Raw genomic sequence first — 5039 nt, 5'->3', positions numbered from 1 at the left:
TTTACACACCGCACGACACTCTAGCCTATGTCTCGTGTTTTTTTTTTTACAAGCAAAAGACGGCATACGATCTCCTATGACCCGTCTCGTGGGCTCGGAGATGTTTAAAAGAGCCAGGGCCACAGCTATGGCTGGGAGGCCGAACTGTCGGCGCCACGCCAGAACGTCGGCCTGTGGTATGACATCCCGCTCGACCCGCCGTTGACCGACAAGTTGCGCTTCGCCGGCGGTTACCAGAACGAAGAAATCGCCAACACCGACACCCTGAGTAAATTGCTCACCCTCGGCCCCGAATGGCACAGCAAGCTGCCCAGCGGCTGGACGCGGGTCATCTCGCTCAAATACCAGCGTGAAGAATATCGCCTGGGCAATGACTCGGGCTTGAGCAACCTGGTGATGCCGGGCATCAACTATTCCTACCTGCGCAGCGATAACCGCATCGACCCGCACAATGGCTATCGCCTGATGTTCGACGCCAAGGTCGCCAAGGAAGGGCTCGGCTCCGACACCAACTTGCTGTACGGCACCGCCACCATCAAGGGCTTGACCACTTTGTGGGACAACCACCGTTTCCTCGGCCGTGCGCAGTTCGGCGGCAGTGCCACCAACGGCTACAAGTCGGTGCCGCCGTCGCTGCGCTTCTTTGCCGGTGGTGACCAGAGCGTGCGCGGCTACGAGTACCAGACGCTGTCACCCGAAAACGATCGCGGTGACCGCATCGGCGGGCGCTATATGGTGGCCCTGAGCGCCGAGTACCAATATTCCATCGCCGAAAAATGGCGCATCGCGACCTTTATCGACCAAGGCAACTCCTTCAACACCCTGGAAATGCCCAGCCTGAAAACCGGCGTGGGTGTCGGTGTGCGCTGGGTGTCGCCAGTGGGGCCGATTCGCCTTGACCTGGCCCATGCCCTCGAAGATCCGGGCGGCATTCGTTTGCACTTTTCCATGGGGCCTGAGCTGTGATGCGTGGTTTGAAAATAGCAGGGCTGGCCCTTGTGGCGGTCCTCATGCTGCTGCTGTTGGTGCTGTGGACAGTGCTCGGTACTCAAGCAGGCAGCCGTTGGGCCTTGAGCCAGGTGCCGGGTTTGAGCGTGGAAAATTACCAGGGCCACCTGGGTGGCCAATGGAGCGCCGACCATCTGCTATGGCAGCAGGACGCGAGTCGGGTAGAACTCAATGCTCCGAAGTTTGATTGGTCACCAGGCTGCCTGTTGCGCATGACCCTGTGCATCAACCAATTGGACGTGGAACAGGTCAGCCTGCAATTCCCGCCGAGCAATGAACCGAGCAGTGGCCCGATCACGTTGCCGAATCTGAAGTTGCCGGTTGCCATCCAGTTGGGCGACGTTCGCGTCGGCAGCCTGCTGTTTAATGGCAGTGAGGAACTCAAGGGCCTGCAGTTGGCGGCGCATTGGACGGCTGCTGGCATGCAGATCGATTCGGTGCACCTGCAACGCGATGACCTGGTGCTGGACCTCAACGGCCTGCTGCAACCCACCGGCAACTGGCCGCTGAGCGCCACCGGGAACCTGAGCCTGCCCTATGCGCCCGGCGGCGCGCCGTGGAAGGTTGCGCTCAAGGTTGACGGCGACCTGCTCAAGACCCTCAAGCTCGACGCCGACAGCAGCGGCTACTTGCCCGCGAAGCTCAGCGGCGAGCTGCAACCTTTGGTGGAGAACCTGCCCGCGCAGTTGCACATCACGGCGGATGGCTTTAAACCGAGCGCCGATTTGCCCGACACCTTGCAGCTCAATCAACTGGACCTCACTGCCAAGGGCGACTTGAGCAGCGGCTACCAGTTGCTTGGCCGGGCCGTGCTGCCCGCAGAAAAAGGCCCGGTGGCCTTGCTGTTGCAGGGCAAGGTTGACGCCAAGGGCGCACAGATCGCCGGCCTCGACCTGACTGCCGGTGAGCAGCAAAGCCTCAAGCTCAGCGCCAATCTGGACTGGCAACAAGGTTTTAGCGCCGACGCGAAAATCGACTGGCTGGATTTCCCCTGGCATCGCCTCTATCCATTGATTGATGAGCCGCAGGTCGCCTTGCGTACGTTCAACGGTGAAGTTTCCTATAAAGACGGCAACTACCTCGGCAATCTCAACGCTGACCTTGACGGCCCAGCGGGTAAATTCAGTCTGGTCACGCCATTCAGCGGCGACCTCAAGCAAGTCTTCCTGCCCGAACTCAAACTGACTGCCGGTCAAGGCAAGGCCGAAGGGCACCTGAACCTGCAATTTGCCGACGGCATCGCCTGGGACACTGCGTTGGACTTGTCGGCACTCAACCCGGCGTACTGGGTCGCAGAATTGCCGGGCACCTTGGCCGGGCCATTGCGCAGCAAAGGCGAGTTCAAAAACGAGCAGCTTAAACTGAATGCCGACCTCGACCTCAAGGGCCATTTGCGCGGCCAGAGCGCCGTGCTGGCGGCCAAGGCCGAAGGCGCGGGCGAGCAGTGGACCCTGGCCAACCTGGATATCCGCCTGGGCGACAACCGCATCAATGGCAGTGGCAGTCTGCAGCAACGCCTGGCCGGGCAGATTGACATTAAACTGGCGCGCCTGGCCCAACTGTGGCCGCAGTTGCGCGGGCAAATCAACGGCCGCGTTGATGTAGCCGGTACGCTGAAGGCGCCGCAAGGCAAGCTCGACCTCAAAGGCCAGCAACTGGCGTTTGCGGATAATAAACTGCAAAGCCTCACCCTCGATGCGGCCCTCGACAACGCCCAGCGTGCGAAGATCGACCTCAAGGGCAGCGGCATTCAAGCCGGTGAAACCCAGGTCGGCACCCTGACCGCCAGCGCCCAGGGCGACATCAAGAGCCAGAAGGTGCAACTCGATCTGGCCGGGCCGCTGGTCAAACTCGCCCTGGCCCTGGATGGCAACCTTGACAAAGGTAACTGGCGTGGGCGCCTGGCCAGTGGTGATGTGCAGGCCGGCGGCCAGGATTGGAAGCTGCAAGCCCCGGCGAAAATCGAACGCCTGGCCGACGGCAAGCTGACCTTTGCCGCGCATTGCTGGGTGTCTGGCGGTTCCAGCTTGTGCGGTGAAGACCAGCGTCTGATGCCTGAACCCAAGCTGCGCTACCACCTCAAGCAATTCCCGATCGACAGCCTGGCGGCCTTCTTGCCCAAGGATTTCGCCTGGCAGGGCAAGCTCAACGCCGATGTGCAACTCGACCTGCCCAGCAGTGGCCCTAAAGGCGTGGTCGCGGTGGACGCCAGCGGCGGCACCTTGCGCGTGAAGGACAAAAATCAGTGGGTGGATTTCCCCTACGACACCTTGAAGCTGGAAACCACCCTCAACCCCAAGCGCATCGACACGCAGCTGAAATTTCGCGGTGGCAAGCTCGGCGAGTTGCTGTTGCAGGCGCAGATCAACCCGTTGCCCAAGGACAAGCCGATTACCGGCACGTTCAGCCTCACCGGCCTGGACCTCGCTGTGGCGCGCCCGTTTGTGCCGATGGTGGAAACCCTCAATGGCAAGCTCAACGGTAACGGCCGTATCTCGGGTGGTCTGTTGGCGCCGCAGGTCAACGGCAATGTGAACCTGGTGGACGGCGAAATTTCCGGGCCTGAGCTGCCGATGAGCCTCGAGGGCTTGAATGTGCAGGCGCTGATCGCCGGTGAAAGTGTGCAGCTCAACGGTGGCTGGCGCAGCGGCAAAGACGGGCAGGGCAGCCTCAAGGGCCGCGTCGGCTGGGGCCAGGCCCTGGCGGTGGACCTGAGCCTGCAAGGCTCGAAATTGCCGGTCACGGTTGAGCCCTATGCCAAGCTGGAAGTGGCGCCGGACCTTAAGATCAGCCTCAAGGACGACAAGCTGGCGATTGCCGGCAAGGTGCACATCCCGCGCGGCGATATCACCGTGCGCGAACTGCCGCCGTCGACGGTCAAGGTCTCGGATGACACGGTGATCGTCGGCAGCCAGACCGAGGAGGGCAAGCCGCCGATGGCGATGGCCATGGACATCGACGTCGAGGTGGGTGAAGACCAGCTTAACTTTGCCGGCTTTGGCTTGACTGCCAAGGTTCAGGGCCATGTGCATATTGGCGACAACATGGACACCCGTGGTGAGTTGTGGCTCAACGACGGGCGTTACCGTGCCTACGGGCAGCGCCTCAATGTGCGGCGTGCGCGGCTGTTGTTTGCCGGTCCCTTGGATCAGCCGTTCCTGGATATCGAAGCGACACGGGTGGTCGTGGAAGACTCAAGGACTGTGACTGCCGGTATTCGCTTGAGTGGCAGCGCCGAGCAGCCGACGACGCAGATCTTCTCCGAGCCGTCGATGCCTCAGGAAGATGCGTTGTCGTACCTGGTGCTGGGGCGTTCGCGTAACAACACGGGCGAAGATAACAATATGCTTGCTGAGGCCGCTCTGGGCCTGGGTTTGATGGGCAGTGCGGGGGTGACTTCGGATATCGCCAACAAGCTGGGGATTCAGGATTTCGACCTTGATACCCAGGGCTCCGGGAACAAGACCGCAGTGGTGGCCAGTGGCAAGATTACCGAGAAGCTCAGCTTGCGCTATGGGGTGGGGGTGTTTGAGCCGGCCAATACCATTGCCTTGCGTTACTTGCTGAGCAAGAAGGTGTACCTGGAAGTGGCCAGTGGCGTGGCGAGTTCGTTGGATATCTTCTACAAGCGGGATTTCTAGGGGTTGTATAAGGTAAGAAGTCTGGGAGCTGGCTTGCCTGCGATGGCGGTTTGTCGGTGTGTATATCCGTTACTGCGGTAACGGCTGCTTATGGTTCCGCTCTTACAGCGGGTCACTTTTGGCAAACGCCCCAAAAGTAACCAAAAGGTCTTCGCCCCACCACTCGGCACCTCGCCTAGGCTCGGTGTGCCCTCACTCCGGCTTGAATCCGTGGGCCGCCGCGATGGGCCATCCTTGGCCCAGCGCGGCTAACCCGGCGTCCTGCCGGGTTACCCACGGATTCAAGCCTGCGTTCGGCCAGCGTGGTTAACGGGGCGCCTCAGATCAAAAGCAGATCAAGATCAAGATCTACAGCACGGCGGCCTGAAAGCCGACCTGAGTGGTTAGATC

The 5039-nt window shown here is 61.0% G+C and carries 1 protein-coding gene and 1 pseudogene; both read left to right on the top strand.

Translation table 11 applies throughout. The features are described from left to right. Nucleotides 1-114: 114 nt before the first annotated feature. A pseudogene (locus GIW48_RS29480) lies at nucleotides 115-966 on the top strand (autotransporter assembly complex protein TamA); the annotation flags it as partial. Further along, entirely contained in the window at nucleotides 966-4649 is a 3684-nt protein-coding gene (locus GIW48_RS29475; RefSeq protein WP_236462901.1) for a translocation/assembly module TamB domain-containing protein, read from the top strand. The pseudogene GIW48_RS29480 and the gene GIW48_RS29475, both read left to right, overlap by 1 nt. Nucleotides 4650-5039: the final 390 nt, after the last annotated feature.

The organism is Pseudomonas sp. PA-6-3C (assembly GCF_021605825.1).
Classification (GTDB): Bacteria; Pseudomonadota; Gammaproteobacteria; order Pseudomonadales; family Pseudomonadaceae; genus Aquipseudomonas; species Aquipseudomonas edaphica.
Note: the sequence above shows the minus strand (reverse complement) of the source record. Positions and strands in the feature narration are given on the sequence as shown.

Excerpts from the sequence above, each read along its gene's own strand:
- GIW48_RS29475 (WP_236462901.1), top strand. The coding sequence starts at position 966 with ATGCGTGGTTTGAAAATAGCAGGGCTGGCCCTTGTGGCGGTCCTCATG.